Origin of the sequence: uncultured Pelagibacterium sp., from assembly GCF_963972885.1 — a bacterium.
In the GTDB taxonomy this organism is placed as follows: domain Bacteria; phylum Pseudomonadota; class Alphaproteobacteria; order Rhizobiales; family Devosiaceae; genus Pelagibacterium; species Pelagibacterium nitratireducens.
In genome coordinates this window covers 1-13,729 of the sequence record NZ_CAXAXY010000020.1, presented here as the reverse complement: position 1 = coordinate 13,729, position 13,729 = coordinate 1, and the positions used below count along the sequence as shown (strand labels likewise).

At 59.6% G+C, this 13,729-nt stretch carries 14 protein-coding genes; 6 read left to right on the top strand and 8 right to left on the bottom strand.

What is annotated here, in order from left to right; genetic code table 11:
* Positions 1–76 precede the first annotated feature (76 nt).
* On the bottom strand, positions 77–1,045 hold the full coding sequence (locus AACZ55_RS05515; RefSeq protein WP_339643977.1) for a tripartite tricarboxylate transporter substrate binding protein: 969 nt from the start codon (positions 1,043–1,045) through the stop codon (positions 77–79).
* 615 nt (positions 1,046–1,660) lie between these two features.
* On the opposite strand from AACZ55_RS05515, the gene AACZ55_RS05510 reads away from it, so the two are divergent.
* Together AACZ55_RS05510 and AACZ55_RS05505 are read left to right on the top strand one after the other, a co-directional pair.
* Positions 1,661–2,296, top strand: coding sequence for a PRC-barrel domain-containing protein (locus tag AACZ55_RS05510; protein WP_339643974.1), 636 nt, complete (start codon positions 1,661–1,663; stop codon positions 2,294–2,296).
* 90 nt (positions 2,297–2,386) lie between these two features.
* Complete coding sequence (locus AACZ55_RS05505) at positions 2,387–2,632, top strand: hypothetical protein (RefSeq protein ID WP_338610317.1); 246 nt, start codon at positions 2,387–2,389, stop codon at positions 2,630–2,632.
* A gap of 46 nt (positions 2,633–2,678) precedes the next feature.
* On the opposite strand, the gene AACZ55_RS05500 is transcribed toward AACZ55_RS05505, so the two are convergent.
* From AACZ55_RS05500 to AACZ55_RS05475, 6 genes are read right to left on the bottom strand one after another with little or no spacing between them, the layout of a single operon-like run.
* A complete protein-coding gene (locus tag AACZ55_RS05500; RefSeq protein WP_339643971.1) occupies positions 2,679–3,050 on the bottom strand; it encodes a hypothetical protein in 372 nt (123 codons plus the stop codon).
* A gap of 4 nt (positions 3,051–3,054) precedes the next feature.
* Positions 3,055–5,589, bottom strand: a complete 2,535-nt coding sequence (gene ctaD, locus AACZ55_RS05495; protein ID WP_339643968.1) for a cytochrome c oxidase subunit I — start codon at positions 5,587–5,589, stop codon at positions 3,055–3,057.
* Between the two features lie 3 nt (positions 5,590–5,592).
* Entirely contained in the window at positions 5,593–6,657 is a 1,065-nt protein-coding gene (locus tag AACZ55_RS05490) for a sodium:calcium antiporter (protein WP_339643965.1), read from the bottom strand.
* Complete coding sequence (coxB, locus tag AACZ55_RS05485; RefSeq protein ID WP_339644042.1) at positions 6,657–7,613, bottom strand: cytochrome c oxidase subunit II; 957 nt, start codon at positions 7,611–7,613, stop codon at positions 6,657–6,659. The genes AACZ55_RS05490 and coxB overlap by 1 nt, the downstream gene beginning before the upstream one ends.
* Before the next feature lie 26 nt (positions 7,614–7,639).
* Positions 7,640–8,761 (bottom strand): c-type cytochrome, encoded by a 1,122-nt coding sequence (locus AACZ55_RS05480; RefSeq protein ID WP_339643962.1) that lies wholly within the window; start codon positions 8,759–8,761, stop codon positions 7,640–7,642.
* Positions 8,754–9,275, bottom strand: coding sequence for a cytochrome c oxidase assembly protein (locus tag AACZ55_RS05475; protein ID WP_339643959.1), 522 nt, complete (start codon positions 9,273–9,275; stop codon positions 8,754–8,756). The genes AACZ55_RS05480 and AACZ55_RS05475 overlap by 8 nt, the downstream gene beginning before the upstream one ends.
* A gap of 298 nt (positions 9,276–9,573) precedes the next feature.
* Between AACZ55_RS05475 and AACZ55_RS05470 the strand changes: the two genes are divergently transcribed.
* The gene (locus tag AACZ55_RS05470) at positions 9,574–10,419 is read left to right on the top strand and encodes an SDR family oxidoreductase (protein WP_339643956.1); all 846 of its coding nucleotides are present in this window, start codon (positions 9,574–9,576) and stop codon (positions 10,417–10,419) included.
* Positions 10,420–10,424: 5 nt separating this feature from the next.
* Positions 10,425–10,565 carry a hypothetical protein gene (locus AACZ55_RS05465; RefSeq protein ID WP_338610328.1) on the top strand — a complete coding sequence of 47 codons (141 nt, stop codon included), beginning with the start codon at positions 10,425–10,427 and terminating at the stop codon, positions 10,563–10,565.
* 3 nt (positions 10,566–10,568) lie between these two features.
* On the opposite strand, the gene AACZ55_RS05460 is transcribed toward AACZ55_RS05465, so the two are convergent.
* The gene (locus AACZ55_RS05460; RefSeq protein WP_338610330.1) at positions 10,569–10,754 is read right to left on the bottom strand and encodes a hypothetical protein; all 186 of its coding nucleotides are present in this window, start codon (positions 10,752–10,754) and stop codon (positions 10,569–10,571) included.
* Positions 10,755–10,910: 156 nt separating this feature from the next.
* Here AACZ55_RS05460 and AACZ55_RS05455 point away from each other — a divergent pair, with 156 nt between their 5' ends.
* Together AACZ55_RS05455 and ligD are read left to right on the top strand one after the other, a co-directional pair.
* Entirely contained in the window at positions 10,911–11,768 is an 858-nt protein-coding gene (locus AACZ55_RS05455; protein ID WP_339643952.1) for a Ku protein, read from the top strand.
* A 2-nt stretch (positions 11,769–11,770) separates the two neighbouring features.
* On the top strand, positions 11,771–13,729 hold a 1,959-nt coding region (ligD, locus tag AACZ55_RS05450; protein WP_339643949.1), incomplete at its 3' end, for a DNA ligase D.

Here is a 13,729-nt window from a genome sequence, read left to right as displayed (position 1 = left end):
TATCCCGATATGTCTGGAGGCAAACAAAAAGCCCGGCGGCGAACTGGCGCTGCCGGGCTCATCATCTGGCAAATTACTACTGTTTGAGACCCATTGTGGAGAGCAACTGGTCGTAGTTGTCATATTCTGCCTGCAGGGCGGCCTGAAGGTCGCTGCCGCTCATGTAGCGCGGCGTCACGCCCGCCCGGAGCAAAATGTCGGTGAACTCTGGCGAAGTGCTCGCATCCTGCAGCGCCCGCTCAAGAGCGGTGACCACTTCTTCCGGCATGCCCGAGGGCGCCAGGATCATCTGAAGTCCGGTGCCCCGGATGGATGGGTACCCGGCTTCGGCAAGCGTCGGCACTTCGGGGAAGTCATCCATTCGGTTATCGCCCGGAACAGCCAGCGGCGTCACTGCATCCTGGCGAGCCTGTGGAATGGCCGCTGCATCAAGCATGAACTGAACGTCGCCCGAGAGCACCGCCTGCACGACCTCTGCCGCACCGGAATAAGGGATATGGTTTGCTTCGATGCCTATATTTGCGAGCATGTCGACGGTCGCGATATGCCCCGTCGATCCGACGCCGACCGATCCGAAATTCATCTCGCCGGGATGATCGCGGCCATAGGCAGCGAACTCCTCGAAATTCGACACCGGCAGCCCCTTGGACGCAACCAGCATACGTGGCGCTTCACTGACGTTCGCGATGGTCATAAGGTCGGCGAGCGGGTCGAAGCCGACCGAGGCCAAATGCGGCGCCGTCGTGATGATGGCGTTGCCCGCCAACAGCAAGGTCGATCCGTCTGCCGGAGCGCGAGCCGCGCGCTCTGCGCCGATCGTGCCGCTCGCTCCGCCAATGTTTTCGACGATGAAATTGGCTTCGAAGCGCTGGCTGAGTTCGTCTGCCACGATCCGTCCAACGGTATCTCCAGCTCCGCCCGCTGCATAGGGCACGATGATGGTGACAGTGTCGACAGGGTACGGTTCGCGCTCCTGCGCTGCCGCGGCGGTGGCAAAGAGTGCGGATGCGGCAATGGCGGCGGCCAAGCAAGTTCTTATCGTCATGAACAATTCCTCCCAAATGATGGCGCAGAACTTGGCATCTGGTCCGAGCCTCCGCCAGCTCACCGGTGCCTTCGTTCCGCAGTGCGAAACGTAGAATCAAATGCTCTCAGTTGAAATTTGTAGGACGGAGTCTCAGGCGGTAGCGGCTGGGGCATCTCTAAATTCACGTTATCGCAGCCAAGGATGCGATGCACCCCCAGCACGCGATAATGCTGCCTCGCTTACCCCGGTTTAGTGGCCGCGCCCGTCCGGCATATGCAATAGACTGGAGCGTGGAGCAGGGGGCAGTGGACCAACGTGACCTTCTCGAGCCGTTCAGGATTTGATTCAATCAAATCCTTGGCTCTAAGCCTTTGTTTTGTCGTGTGTCCGAACCGCAAAACCGTTCCCACTTTTGCTGGGCACGCTCTCGAAGAACAGAACGAGTTCGATCTTCTCGCTGATCAGCCGTGTGCGGATAAACCCTGAACAACGCCAAGCAGCGTCACCCTCGAGGGGATAACCCAGGTTGATTGGCGGCTGCCGCAAGAAACAAACCTGGGTGGGACGACATTGGTCGTTGGAGCGCCGCATTTATCAGCGGGCAAATGACAACACGGACTCAAGGAGAGTGAGATGTTTCGCACCTTCCTCACAGCCACTGCACTTTCGACCCTGATGCTCGGCTCTGCTGTCGCGCAGAGTCAGGATCAGGCGTCTCAGGATGAGGGGCTGGACTTGCAGTCAGCTCAGACAAATTCTGGTCAGCCGAGTGGTGAACCCTCAGTTACCGTTCGCAGCGGGGATACCATCTATATCGAACCCACCAGTGACGGCCAATTCACGCTCAACTTCCAGATCGGGCAAACGGGGGCGGGCATGGCCGGCGGGCAAATTTCCCAGACCGCGCCGGGTCAGACATTGATCGAGCGCAACCAGCTTCAGCAGGGAGATCCCGAGCAACTTTCCGTCGATAATCTGATGGGGTCGGATGTGTATGGCGCCAACGATGAAAATGTCGGCAATGTCGATGACGTCCTTCTGACGGCGGAAGGGGATGTCGATGCCATGGTTGTTGATGTCGGTGGGTTCCTCGGGATCGGAAGCCGTCGGGTGGCTCTGGGCGTGGATAATCTCGAGTTCATGATCGATGCGGGTGGCAGTTGGTATGTCTTCACTCCCTTCACCAGGGATCAACTGGAAAGCCAGCCTGAATACGATCCCGAGACCTATCAGGACAATTATGAAAGTCAGCGCCTGACCGCCCAATAATTCCGGGCGGCGCGGATGCCGCGCTCGCGGCATCTGCAGTGGTGCCCTAGCTTTGTCCTCGAATGGAAACGAGCCATAAGGAGATTTCTCATGGCAAATGCCGGCAAGAAAATGGGAGCCCACCCCACGGGCCAGCAGGGGGCCAAACCGGCCGGAAAGGTCGAACCGGGCGCCTTGCCCGACGAGTTCGATTATGCAGACGACATCCACGGGCGCAACAGCCTGCAGGCCAACGATCAACGCAACGTGCGCAATGAGCGCCAGGCCCAGGCCGGCGCAACCGGCGAGACTGAGAGCGTCGTGGAAAGCTTCAAGAAGCGCAAAAAATCCGAATAGTGCCCCCGATCGCCTGGCAGCCCCACCGGAATGTCAGGCGGCCTTCCTACCGGAGCCCGCCACAAGCGGGCAGCATGATTGCTCCAATAGCAGCGTAGGCAATCGCCAGCAGCGACAGCGCTGACAAGGCTCGCATCACAAAAGCCAGAAAACTCCACTGTTCACCGGCGGGAGAGCCGCCGGTTAACAAGGTATAGGTCTGTTTCGTCCAGACAATTCCGGCGCCGCAGGCCAGGCCAGCCAGGACACTGACCGCGAGCACCCAGCCGCTCACAAGCGGCTGATCGACGCTGCCGAAGGCGCAAAGCGCCGATTGCCCACCATACATGGCGGTAAGCTGGAGTGCCCAGCAGATCGGGCCAAATATCAAAAACACCAACGTGGCGACCATGCGCCGGGATGACGATACCTCACTCATGGCTCTATCCAATCAGACGTGGGAAGCCGTGGATGAGCAAGAGCCCCACGAGCCCCTGGCCCACAGTGTAATAGTAAAGAAGCGCGGCGTTATCGAACGTTACGCGTCGGATGTTGTCGAGTTGGCTCGTGGCGTGCCGCGCGGCAGCGAACAGGCACATGATGATCGCCGCCGCTCCGGCCTGACCGGTCAGGACGGGCGCCATATAGACCATGGCGCCATAGGACGATGCAGTCGGGTCCAGCCCCGTCAGCGTATGCCCCCATATCTCGAGCCCCACCCCGGCTGCCATGGCAAGCGCTGCCATTGCCATTGCGGCGATGACCGCAATGCTGCGCCGCCCTTTGGGAGGAATGATCCGACCGGCCCAAAAGAGAATTGCTGCCCCGCCTACAAACAACAGAGCGCTGCCCAATGGGAAGAGCAGGGAGGGCGGCGCCGGAGAGCCGTTGGGTGCCCAGACGTCGGGTGAAACCGTCCAGAGATAGAGGTAGGAAAAAATGTAGGACACATAGAGCGAGGCGGAGACCAGCATCAGAACGACCATGGCCCACCAACTGTGCGATAGCGGTCCTGTGACATAGGTCGGCACCCTGATGCCGCCACCGATATCGACCTTGCCGATGCCGGGCTTGTCGAGTTGCCAGGTCCAGAAAATGCAGGCGGCAATGGCAAGCACGCCGCAGGCCAGCGCGATTTCGACCTGCTTGATGGTCAGGAGGAGGAAAAACGCTGCGGTCATCGCCGCTGCCGCCAGTTGGGACCAGCCCGGCCCGGGCATCTGCAAAACGTATTGCGGCTCGGCATCGACGGCCGAGGTGACAAGCGTCTCGCGGCCTCCGGTCGGAGCGTTTGGGAGGTAATGGAGCCCCTCATCGACTTCTCTGGGTAAGTTGGGATTGTCCCAGACGGGCTCGCGGCTGGTGACGTGGGGAATCGAGCGCATGGCATAGACATCGTTGGGCAGAAATTCGAGTGTCCCGGCGCCCCAGGGGTTTTCCGGCCCGCCATTGCCAATACGGAAATTACGTATGAGGTCGATGACGAACACCAAAACGCCCGCCGCGATCGTGAAGGCGCCGACCGTCGAGATCATGTTGAGTACGTCCCAGCCCAGATTGGAAGGATAGGTCCACACGCGCCGCGGCATTCCCGCAAGGCCGGTTATGTGCATGGGAAAGAAGGTGACGTTAAAGCCGATGAACATCAGCCAGAATGCCCATGTGCCCAGCCGTTCCGACAGCATGGTCCTGCTCACGATTGGTGCCCAGTAATAGAAGGTCGCAAACAGCGGGAAGACCATGCCGCCGACAAGTACGTAGTGGAAATGGGCGACCACGAAATAGCTGTCATGGGCCTGGAAATCGAAGGGGACGACGGCAACCATGACCCCGGTTAACCCGCCCAGTGTGAAGATGAATAGAAAGCCCAGGATGAACAACGAGGGCACGTTCAGCCGGAACCGTTTGCGGCCGGCCGCCATGGTCGCGATCCAGGAAAAGACCTGAATGCCCGATGGAATGGCGACCGCCATGCTGGCCGCCGAAAAGAAGGCAAGGCTCAGTCCCGGAATTCCGGTCGTGAACATGTGGTGCACCCACAGACCGAACGAAAAGAAGCCGGTGGCGATCAGGGCCACGACGATGAGCCGGTAACCGACCAGCGGCGCCTGGGCCATCGTGGGAATCATCATGGAGACCAGCCCGGCAGCGGGCAGGAAGATGATATAGACCTCGGGGTGCCCGAAAAACCAGAAAAGGTGCTGCCAAAGCAGGGAATCGCCGCCCAGTTCAGCCGAAAAGAATGGCCAGCCAAAGGCGCGCTCGATCTCGAGCAGCATGGTGGCGAGAATGACGGCTGGGAAGGCAAAGACGATCATCGCCGCAAAGATCAGCATGGCCCAGCAAAAGATCGGCATCTTGGCCAGCGTCATGCCCGGCGGCCGCGTCCGCAACACCCCAACGATGATCTCGATGGCCCCGGCAATGGCCGAAATTTCGATGAACCCGATGCCCAGGAGCCAGAAATCTTCGGCGTTGCCGGGCGAAAATTCGGGCAGGGTGTTTGGCGGATACATGAACCATCCGCCTCTGGGGGCGAGGTCGTAAAGGATGGTCGAAAAGAACACCAGACCGCCAATGACATAGGCCCAGATGGCAAAGGCCGACAGACGGGGGAACGGCAGGTCTCGCGCGGCCAGCATTTGCGGCAACAACAGGACGCCGAGCGCTTCCACGGCCGGCACGGCGAAGAGGAACATCATCGTCGTGCCGTGTACGGTAAAGAGTTGATTGTAAAGGTCCTGGCTGACCAGCGTATTGTCACCGACCGCCAGCTGCGTGCGCATGACCAACGCCAGGATACCCGCCAGTATGAAGAACAGGAACGCCACTCCGATATAGAGCGTGCCGATCACGGTGTTGTTGACCGCCGTGGGTAGCCGCCAGCCAGTGGGAGTCGCCCAGATACGTTTGAGGTCTTCGACCTCGCCTTCAGGGCGGGGGCCTTTGTTGGGCAATTGTTCTAATCTATCGCTCATGGGTCACCGCAGGAAAAACATGACGGCGAGGCCCGCCGCGTAACAGATAAAAACGGCGACCGAATCCAACCCCATACGCAGGACCGTCTTGTCCTCGCGCTCGGCCATTCCGATGACAAACAATGCTGTAACCGCTATGCCCAGCAGCGTGCCGAAGATCGTAAACGTATCGGCCTGAGAGAGCACCGGCTCGCCCTGCGCCACGAAATCGACAACAAACACCAGCCCGACATTGATCAGATTGGTGCCCAGGATGTCGGACACGGCGAGTGTGTAAAGGCCCTCTCTCGCTGCGGTCACTGTTGTTGAGAGCTCGGGCAGCGAGGTCGCGAAGGCCAGCATTATGAAGCCGACAGCGCTGCCGCCCAACCCCGTCTGATTGGACAGTGCATCACCGGTCCGTGCAAGCAGGTAGCCGGCTATCAGAATGACCAAAGCCAGACCGGCGGTTCGCCAGATAAGACCGCGCAGCGAATGCCGACCATGCCGCTTGCGCGCCTTTTTTTCCGCAGCGGCCTGTTGGTCCACCAGGCGGTCATCGATTTGTCCGGCCTGCGCTGCCACCCACGATTTGCGTCCTTGGGAATGGGAAAGGATATAGACGGCAAAAGCATAGGCCGCCCCGCAGATCCAGGCCCAGGCGCCAATACCGAGAATGGGAAAGTCACCCACCACCATTCCGGCTGCAACGATGGATATGAGCAGCACATTGAGCCCGCCTTGCAGGATCACCATGGGATCAGGGATGGCCGAAGTCAGCGCCTTGCGCCCGATAACCAGGTCGACGATAGCCAGGACAACCACTTGTGCCGCGATCGAGCCGAACAGATTGTTGATGGCCATCGCCGAGGCGCCTGTTGCGGCCGAGGTGACGGTCGCGCCGATTTCGGGGAGAGACGTGACGCCGGCCAACAACAACAGGCCGATGGTGGCCTGACCGATACCGGTCTTGTCGCTGATGGCGTTGGAATAGTGGGTTATCCTTGCGCCGGCCAACCATACCGCAACGGCGGCAGTCGCAAAGATTGCAAGGTTGATCCAGATGGAAAATGCCGAAAAATCGATCATTACTGAAGCCCCTCAAGATAGGTGGCAAGAGCGTCGATCTGGCGTTCGGACAGGATTTCGTAACTGGGCATTTTGTTGTCCGGCTTGATATGCTGGTTGTCGTCAATCCATCGTGCAAAGGCCTGTGCAGTATTGGGAAGGGTCGCCGCGGCGAGGGAATGCCGACTGCCCACATGGGTGAGATCGGGGCCGATCGTTCCGCGCGCTCCGGTACCGCGCACGGTGTGACACGCCCCGCACCCGGTCTGGGCAAAAAGGGTCTGGCCCTCGCTGGCCAGATCGGTTTGCGGTTGTGCCGCTGCGCTCGCCTCGGCCTCGAGCCAGGCGCTGAAATCTTCGGGCGATTGTGCTACGAGGTGGAACGCCATCAGCGCATGGGCACCGCCGCAATATTCGGCGCATTGTCCTCGGCTGATGCCTTCTTCTGTCGCGGTGACGGTCAAGGTGTTGGTGCGCCCGGGGATCATGTCGAGCTTGCCGGCCAGTTGAGGCGCCCAGAAGGAATGGATGACATTGGTGCTGGTGAGGGCGATTTCGACCGGCTGGCCGACCGGCAGGTGCAGCTCATTGGCTGCGTTTACCCTGCGTCCGTCGGGGGTAACATAGGTTACCCGCCACCACCAAAGTTCGCCGGCAATCTCGACGCGCAAACCGTCGGGATTGGTTTGCTGAGGTTCGCCGGCCCGCATCAGAGCGAAGCCGTAGATCAGGAGTGCGGTGAGAACGACGACAGGGAAGGCCAGACCCATGGCCATTACGAACCGCTCGCTTGAAAGCGATGCGCGCAGCCGACCGCCATAGATGGCCAGGGCGGCTGCCACGATCACCAGAACCATAATCAGCGTGCCGCCGATGGTCATGATCCAGAACAGGGTCGCGACGCGCTCGGCTTCCACGCCGGTCGGGTGCAGGGCCGATTGTATGGACGAGCAGCCAGCCAGAAAAACCACAATCATGCAGGCTATTAGCGAGACGGTCCGATTCACTGGCCACCTCCAGGCGCTGCTTGCTCGAGGCTGGCGAAAAAGGCGCTGACGTCTTCGATCTGGCGCGGGCTCATGTTCCTGCCGATTACCGCCATGATCTGCCCGTAGGGCGTCGTATCGCGGCCGCCGTTGCGCCAGAGTTCGAGTTGTCCTTCGATGTAGGTTTGGGATTGGCCCGCCAGGTTGGGAAACTGGGGGTTGCCGTTTCCGTGGCAACTCGTACAGGCCGGCACATCGTCTTCGGACAGGCCGTTCATGGCGATTTCTGCGCCGCGTGCCACCTGCTCTGGATCAAATTCGGTTTCACCGGACTGGGGTGGATATTGGGAATAGAGCGTTGCGAATTGGGATATGTCCTGGTCGGTGAGGGCGAAAGCTGCCGGTTCCATGTAGCCGCTCTCGCGCAGGCCGGCGCGGTACTCACGCAGGGCCCGTTCGAGATAATCGGATGGCTGTCCGGAAAGGGAGGGCACGCGGTCGCTGACCGGCCCGGTCTGAGCGTCGCCATGGCAACGGCTGCACTCGTCGAGCACGTGGAAGCCGTAGGAATCGATCGGCTCGCCATCTCCGCTCGTGTTGTCAACCACGGTGCCAGGGGGATTTTCCTCGTGCACTGATTTGAGGTAGGCCACCATCGGCCAGACTTCGTCCTGCCGACCTGTCCCCGGCCACGACGGCATTCCGGTGTATTTGATGCCGTTGTCGATCAGCCAAAACAGAGCGCTTGGATCGTACCGGTCGAAGGCATAAGCGAGGTCCGGCGGATCGGGCAGCATCTCACGCGCGATGGGATTGCGTTCCTCGCCAGGCATTCCATGACAACTCGCGCACCCGCCGCGGTAGTGCTCGCGGCCCAGAGCGACCATCCCGGGATTATCGAGATCGGGTACGGCAATGGAGCCGGCCCGGGCATGGATCGACTGGTCGCGCACTGTCTCGAGGATTTCGGTGGTGAAATCCCAGTGTTCGCTCTTTGCGCTGATATTGTAGTAGCCGGTCCAAACGAACACCGCCGCGCCGACCAAGAAAACGCCCGCGAGGAAGAGCGCGGCCATGCCCAACCGCTCCCAGCGGGTCAGCCGGCGCACCATTACAACGTCGTCGTCCCGCTCAGGCATTCATGCGCCCTTGCTCTTCCAGGGCCAGAAACCAGCGCGCAGCAATCCAGATGCCGGCCAGAACATAGGTGAGGGGGCACGCGACCACCATGATCAGTCCGGCCAATTGCTGGTCTGCCAGCGGCGAGAGCATCGCGGCACCATCGCCATGGGCAGGCATGTCGCCATAAAGCGTGCGCGGCGCGAAGACAAGCAGCACGCCCAAAAGGCAAAACAGTTTGCCTGTGACCAGTAGCGCGAATATCGAGCGCCAGCGGCCGGTTGCGGGCATGTCGATGATTGCGGCCCAGAAGCCCGCCGCCGCCAGCGCGAGAGAAATATGCATGGCGGCCATCAGCGCCAACGATCCCATGGCGGCATCAAGCACCGGCGGGCTATGCCAGCCCCAAAGCAGAACCAACTGCGCCACTGTCGCGTACGGCCAGTACCGCCATGTTTCCCGGATCCATCGTCTGGGAACGCTGAGCAGCACCCCCGGCACCAGAAGGTTCATGACGATGATGTGCGTCAGCATGTGGTGAGCCAAAGGTGTCAATGTCACCTCTCACGATCTTGTCTTGGCGTTCGCATGATCCAAGGTCCCCAACCCTAGCCCGTGGCCGTGTTCGTTGAGCGCAAATGCAAATTGCATCTGAGGTCTCTGCAAAAAGATGAGCATGACCCCAATGCCTTTGGCGCCATGGCGTTCCCGACTTCTTCATGAAGCAATGATCGGTGGGGGATGGATCGACTGGATTGTCACAGGACAAGTTGGGGAACGAAGCGGGCTTCGGTGCATTTGTCGCGCAGGAATTTTCGCGGAGATATGCGACATGGTCGGTCAACCAGCTCAGTACCAGGACAAGCAGCCCGGCCATCAAAGTGCCATGCATCCCGAGCCTGAATACATGCCCTTCTATCCGGGTAGCGGGCGGCTCGTGGGCAAGGTGGCAATCGTCACCGGCGGCGATTCCGGCATCGGTCGGGCTGTCAGCTTACTGTTTGCGCGCGAGGGCGCGAAGGTCGTCATCGTCTATCTCGACGAGCACAAGGATGCCGAAAAAACACGCGATCTCGTTGAAGCAGAGGGCAGCGAGGCGCTTGTGATTGCAGGCGATCTGGGCGATCCCGAGTTTTGCGGTGCGGTCGCCGAACGCACGCTGACAGCATTCGGGCGGATCGATATTCTCGTCAACAATGCCGCCGAACAGCATGTGCGCGAAGATATTGCTGAACTTGACACCGATGCAATGAAGGCCGTCTTCGAGACCAACATTTATGGCTATTTCCAAATGGTTCAGGCGGTGCTCGATCATCTGGAATCGGGGGCCCGTATCATCAATACCGCCTCGATCGTCGCCTATCGCGGACATCCCCAACTTGTCGACTATGCGATGACCAAGGGCGCCATTGTCGCTCTCACGCGGTCATTGTCAGCCCGGTTTGCTGACAGGGGCATTCTGGTCAATGCGGTTGCACCCGGACCGATCTGGACGCCACTTATTCCCGCCAGCTTTCCACCCGAAAAGGTAGAGAAATTTGGAGCGGATACGCCGCTGGGGCGTGCGGGCCAGCCTAACGAAGCGGCGCCTGCCTATCTCCTGCTGGCTTGCGAGGATGGGCGATTCATGACTGGCCAGGCCATCCATGTCGATGGTGGCGATTTTTCCAGCAGCTGACCGCAATGGCAGCCATAGATCCCGGGCATTCGACCGGGCGCCTGCGCTACGTCAACGACAACGAACCCGGCATTGCCCGACGACGAAGAGGGAAGGGATTTTCCTATATTCTGGCCAGCGTCGTTGTGGCTGGAAACGTTCGCTAAACACTAGAGCTTGACGACCGTCCGGGACGCCGCGCTCTGGCGAAGCAGGGCAAGGCGGATCAGGCCGTGGTTCGGACAGTTGTGCGTATTGGCTATCCGCACAGCGCTTTCTTCGAGCTTGAGCAATCGCCGCCTGTGCTGGGCGATTTCTTCGCGCACCGACTGCGCAACGGTTTTTTGAGGTTCCATAAAGGGCTCCATCACAAGCCACGATCTTATCGCACCCGCAGGGGGATGCATTAACCTGGGTTAACGCCGCGCCGGATGGGCGCCGCATCGCCTATGGAACCCGCCCCCGTCTTTGGAATTGAATCGGCAACGCCCCTCTTATTTCAGGACGGTCCCATGCCCTCTGCACGTCCCATCTGGAAAGGTCAGATCAGGTTGTCTCTGGTGGCCATACCGGTCGAACTCTATTCGGCCTCCAAGTCAGGTGCACGACTTTCCTTCCGCCAGATTCACGAGCCATCGGGCAAGCCGGTCAAGTACGAAAAAATCGTGCCCGGAGTTGGGCCAATCGACTCCGACGAGATCCTCAAGGGATTCGAATACGAAAAGAATGACTTCGTTCTGCTCGAAGACGAGGAAATCGATGCCGTCAAACTCGAAACCCGCAAAACGCTCGAATTGGTTCAATTTGTGGGCGGATGCGAGATCGATCCGATCTATTTCGATAAATCCTATTATGTCGTGCCACAGGACGAGTTGGCAGAGGATGCCTTCCGGGTGGTCCGGGACGCGCTGCGGACGACCGAAAAGGTTGGATTGGGCCAGATTGCCATGCGTGGGCGCGAATATATCTGCGCGCTAAAACCGTGCGGAACCGGGCTTTTGCTGGAGACTCTTCACTATGAAGATGAAATCCGAAAATCCGATCCGTTCTTCTCGGGAATATCGAAAGCCAAGGCCGAAAAGGACCTTCTTGACGTCGCCACGCAGCTCATCGAGCGTAAGACGGCGCCGTTCGAGGCGGGAAAATTCAAGGATCATTATACTCAGGCTTTGCGCGCCCTTGTCGACAGGAAGCTCAAATCCAAAGGCAAGCGAAAAGTCTCTACCGATACCGAAAAGCCCACGACCGCCGAATCCAAGGGCAACGTGATCGACCTCATGGATGCGCTGAAATCCAGCCTCGAAGGCACAGGAGGCCGCAAAAAGGCAGCATCGAAATCCACGAAAACGACGCGCAAGAAGGCAAGCTGACAATGGCCGTGGCTCGCGACCTGCTCGATGAATACCGCGCCAAGCGCGACTTTACCAAGACCAGCGAACCCCAGAGCGGCAGGGGGACTGCCAAGGGCAACATTTTTGTTGTGCAGAAACATGATGCCACGCGGCTCCACTACGATTTCCGGCTGGAATATGAGGGGGTGCTCAAGAGCTGGGCGGTGACTCGCGGTCCCAGCACTGACCCGGCCGACAAGCGGCTTGCAGTCAGGACCGAGGATCATCCGCTCGACTATGCCACTTTCGAGGGCACCATTCCCGAAGGGCAATACGGTGGCGGCACGGTCATGCTGTGGGACTTCGGGACCTGGGAGCCGATCGGGGACCCAAAAAAGGGGTTCAAATCCGGCAAGCTCAAGATACGTCTTGAGGGCGACCGAATGAAGGGCGATTGGGCTCTGATCCGCATGAAACTGAAATCGGGCGAGAAGCGTGAAAACTGGCTGCTCATAAAAGAGCACGATGATTTCGCCACCGATGGCGGCTCGGACCTTCTCGATAGCGACACGAGTGTATCCACAGGTCGCGCGATGGGCGCCATAAAAAAGGGAAAGCCGCCGGCAATCAAGGCCGAGGGGAGAGACCGAGCCTTGCCGAAATTCGTCGAACCCCAGCTCGCAACGCTTGTCGACAGCGTGCCGGCGGGTAATGACTGGCTGTTCGAGATGAAATATGATGGCTACCGCTGTGTCGCTGCCATATCGGGCGAAAATGTCCGGCTCTACACACGCAATGGCCTTGATTGGACCGACAAGTTCGCTTCGCTTGTCGCTCCCATGTCGTTGCTCACCGATTCCAGCGCACTTCTCGATGGCGAGATTTGTGCATTCGACGAGAGCGGCAAGACCAGCTTTTCCACGCTGAAAACCCGTCTGTCCGAAGGCGGTCCGCTCGTCTATTTTGCCTTCGATCTGCTTGAAATCGGCGGCAAATCGCTTCGATCCAAGCCACTTTCCGAGCGCAAGGCGGCGCTGGAAGATTTGTTGGGCCGCCGGACGCGTCACGATCCCGTCCAGTTTTCTCCTGATATTTCGGGCAAGGGTGAGGCAGTGCTTTCAGCCATCTGCAAGGCGGGGCATGAGGGCATTATCGCCAAACACGCTCTTGCGCCTTATCGCTTCGGTCGCGGCAAATCCTGGCTCAAGATCAAATGTACCCTACGACAGGAGTTCATCATCGTCGGATGGTCGCCATCGGAAAAACGTCGGGGCATGTTCGCATCGCTGCTCCTTGCCACACAGGAGAATGGCAGGTTGGTCTATCGTGGCCGCGTTGGCACGGGATTTTCCGATGATCTGCGGTCCGATATCCAAGCCATGCTGGAGAAGGATGCCCGCAAGACTGCGCCCCTGAATGGCGTTCCGCGTGAAATGGCTCGTGGTGCACATTGGGTTTCGCCGCATCATCTTGCTGAAGTCACTTACACCGAGCTCACCCCAGATGGGATGCTGCGGCATCCGTCCTTCCTGGGGCTGCGAGAGGATAAGCTGGCTAAAGGCATCGGTCTGGAACAGCCTGTCAGGGTCAAAGGAGGCCACACCATGTCGCTAGATGAAGACACCGGCATCGCCGCTGCCGAGAAGACCGGCGTCAAGCTCTCCAGCCCCGACAAGGTGCTTTATCCGGGGCAGGGGGTAACCAAGGGCAAACTCGCCGCCTATTACGCCTCAGTGGCCGATGCGATGATGCCCTATATCGCCAATCGTCCATTGAGCCTTGTCCGATGTCCCGCGGGTCGCGCCAAACAGTGCTTTTTCCAAAAGCATGACACCGGCGGGTTTGCCCAGGGGATGGATACCGTCGAGGTTACGGAAAAGGACGGCACGTCCGATAGCTATTTCACACTCGACGGGCTCGATGGTCTGCTGGCGGGCGTGCAGATGGGGGTGCTGGAATTCCATATCTGGGGCTCGCGGCGCGACGCAATCGAAAAGCCC

What these genes read in the sequence shown, in the direction of transcription:
- AACZ55_RS05515 (WP_339643977.1), bottom strand. Translation starts at nt 1,045, where the DNA reads ATGACGATAAGAACTTGCTTGGCCGCCGCCATTGCCGCATCCGCACTC.
- AACZ55_RS05510 (WP_339643974.1), top strand. Translation starts at nt 1,661, where the DNA reads ATGTTTCGCACCTTCCTCACAGCCACTGCACTTTCGACCCTGATGCTC.
- AACZ55_RS05505 (WP_338610317.1), top strand. Translation starts at nt 2,387, where the DNA reads ATGGCAAATGCCGGCAAGAAAATGGGAGCCCACCCCACGGGCCAGCAG.
- AACZ55_RS05500 (WP_339643971.1), bottom strand. Translation starts at nt 3,050, where the DNA reads ATGAGTGAGGTATCGTCATCCCGGCGCATGGTCGCCACGTTGGTGTTT.
- ctaD (WP_339643968.1), bottom strand. Translation starts at nt 5,589, where the DNA reads ATGAGCGATAGATTAGAACAATTGCCCAACAAAGGCCCCCGCCCTGAA.
- AACZ55_RS05490 (WP_339643965.1), bottom strand. Translation starts at nt 6,657, where the DNA reads ATGATCGATTTTTCGGCATTTTCCATCTGGATCAACCTTGCAATCTTT.
- coxB (WP_339644042.1), bottom strand. Translation starts at nt 7,613, where the DNA reads ATGATTGTGGTTTTTCTGGCTGGCTGCTCGTCCATACAATCGGCCCTG.
- AACZ55_RS05480 (WP_339643962.1), bottom strand. Translation starts at nt 8,761, where the DNA reads ATGCCTGAGCGGGACGACGACGTTGTAATGGTGCGCCGGCTGACCCGC.
- AACZ55_RS05475 (WP_339643959.1), bottom strand. Translation starts at nt 9,275, where the DNA reads ATGCTGACGCACATCATCGTCATGAACCTTCTGGTGCCGGGGGTGCTG.
- AACZ55_RS05470 (WP_339643956.1), top strand. Translation starts at nt 9,574, where the DNA reads ATGGTCGGTCAACCAGCTCAGTACCAGGACAAGCAGCCCGGCCATCAA.
- AACZ55_RS05465 (WP_338610328.1), top strand. Translation starts at nt 10,425, where the DNA reads ATGGCAGCCATAGATCCCGGGCATTCGACCGGGCGCCTGCGCTACGTC.
- AACZ55_RS05460 (WP_338610330.1), bottom strand. Translation starts at nt 10,754, where the DNA reads ATGGAACCTCAAAAAACCGTTGCGCAGTCGGTGCGCGAAGAAATCGCC.
- AACZ55_RS05455 (WP_339643952.1), top strand. Translation starts at nt 10,911, where the DNA reads ATGCCCTCTGCACGTCCCATCTGGAAAGGTCAGATCAGGTTGTCTCTG.